Origin of the sequence: Streptomyces himastatinicus ATCC 53653 (assembly GCF_000158915.1) — a bacterium.
In the GTDB taxonomy this organism is placed as follows: domain Bacteria; phylum Actinomycetota; class Actinomycetes; order Streptomycetales; family Streptomycetaceae; genus Streptomyces; species Streptomyces himastatinicus.
Genome location: NZ_GG657754.1, coordinates 6,418,278 through 6,420,377 on the forward strand (window position 1 = coordinate 6,418,278; position 2,100 = coordinate 6,420,377).

Annotated in this window: 1 protein-coding gene and 2 pseudogenes; all 3 read left to right on the plus strand. The window is 76.6% G+C overall.

Features of this window, described 5'->3' with window-relative positions; all coding sequences use genetic code 11:
- Window positions 1–864 (plus strand): annotated as a pseudogene (locus SSOG_RS27290) (FAD binding domain-containing protein); the annotation flags it as partial.
- Window positions 861–1,082 (plus strand): hypothetical protein, encoded by a 222-nt coding sequence (locus tag SSOG_RS27295; protein ID WP_009717490.1) that lies wholly within the window; start codon window positions 861–863, stop codon window positions 1,080–1,082. The pseudogene SSOG_RS27290 and the gene SSOG_RS27295, both read left to right, overlap by 4 nt.
- A gap of 116 nt (window positions 1,083–1,198) precedes the next feature.
- A pseudogene (locus SSOG_RS53985) lies at window positions 1,199–2,100 on the plus strand (hypothetical protein); the annotation flags it as partial.

Sequence of the window (2,100 nt, forward strand, 5' to 3'; positions counted from 1 at the left end):
TGCCGGGCTCGCTCGATGAGGCCCGTAGACGGCGCTGGCCGCCATGCCCGCCGCCGTGCCCGTGGCCGGCGGTACCGATCTGATGGCCCGCGGTCAACTCCGGCCTGCTGCGGCCCGCCGCGCTCGTCGGGCTCGGGCCGGATCAGCGAAATCCGCGGCTGGCGCTACCTGGACGGACATGCCCTGCTGGGCGCCGGACTCACCCACGCCCGGATGGGCCGCCCCGACTTCGCGGCGCTCATCCCGGCCCTGGCCGCGGCCGCGCGCGCCGCGGGACCCCCGCAGATCCGCAACGCCGGAACGCTCGGCGGCAACATCGTCAGCAACGCCCCCACCGGCGACGCGCTGCCCGTGCTCGCCGCCCTGGAGGCCACCCTCGTGATCGCCGGGCCCGAGGGCGCGCGCCGCGAGATCCCGGTCAGTCATCTGCTCGCCGGGGTCGAGATGCTGAGGCCCGGTGAACTCGTCGGATTCGTCCGGGTTCCGCTGCTGCACGCCCCGCAGGCCTTCCTCAAGGCCACCGGGCGCACCGGCCCCGGCCGGGCCACCGCGTCCGTCGCCATCGTCCTCGACCCGGCGCGCCGAGGGGTGCGCTGCGCGGTGGGGGCGGTCGCGCCGATGCCGCTGCGCCCGCTGGAGGCCGAGCGCTGGGTCGCCTCGCTCATCGACTGGGATGGCGACCGCGGCCATCTCGATCCGCAGGTCAGCACGGCATTCGGGGAGTACGTGGCCGCTGCCTGCATCCCCGACCCGCCGCCGCCGGAGGACGGCTCCGACCCGGTCCCCCTGCCGCCCGCGGCGATCCATCTGAGGCGTACGGTGGCAGCCTTGGCCCGCCGAGCATTGGGGAGGGCACTCGCGTGAGTGACGAACAGCAGCCGCACCGGCCGGACCCGGGGAGCGGGTGGCAGCCGATGCCGCACGGCCCGGAGTACGACGCGGAGTCGACGGCTTTCGTCCAGCTTCCGCCCGACTTCCAGTTCCCGGAGCCGGGCGACCCCGCGGCCACCCGGCTGGGAACCGCTCGCCGCGCCCGGCACCGGGTACACCCCGCCGCCGATGCCCGGCGCTTTTTATTTTAAACGGCCAGTGGCAGCCCGCGGAGCACGGCGGTCCGTACGGCACGTCCGGGCACGACCACGCCGGTCACGCCGGGTCCTCCGGTCAACCCGGTCACTCCGGTACCGGGCACTGGACCATGCCCCACACGGACACCGGCGGCTCCGGCTACGACTACGGCGGCCACCAGGACCCGCACGGCGCCCAGTGGCCGGCGCCCGCCGAGGACCCCGCGGGCCACGGCGGACATGTGCCGCACACCGGTCACTGGCCGGGGCGCACCGAGGAGCCGGTCGACGACTGGCCGCTGCCCGAGGGGCAGTCCCACGGCAACGGCGTCCCGGTGCAGACCAGCCAGTGGACGATCCCGGTCGCGGGCGACGACGGCGTGGACGAGACCGGTGAGTACCGGGTCGACGACCACCCCGGCCCGGCGGCCCCGCCGTATGGTGCCCAGCCGGGCCACGGCGCTCCGGTCGCCCCGGGCGACCCCGGCGACGTCGGCGATCCGCAGGAGACCGCGCAGCTGCGGCTGCCGTTCGGCCGCAACGCGCGGCAGCAGCAGGCCGCCCCGTACGCGTCGCAGCAGCCGCACGCCGACCAGGTCCATACCGACCAGACGGGACACAGCGGCCAGTGGTCGGTCCCGACGGCCGACGAGGGCGTGGACGACTCCGGGGAGTACGCGGTCGAGGGCCACCCCGGTCCGGCCGCCCGGCAGGGCGCTCCGGCGCGTCGCCCGCTGCGCATCCCCGACGACGACTCGCCGCGCGAGCACTCCGCCCCGGCGACCCCGCCGCACGGCACGCCGCCCCAGGGCACTCCGCCCCAGGGCACCCCCGCGCACGGCACCCCGCCGCACGGCACCGACGGCCACGGCTGGCACGGTGCGTCGGCGGCCGACGCCTCCGGTGCGTTCGTACGGGAACGGGAGCTCGAGCGGGAGGACGACCGGCACGCGGGCCCCGCGGCGCCCGGCGCCCTGCCCGAAGAGGCCGCTTGGCAGCGCGAAATTCACCGACGGCACGGGGATTCACGGCC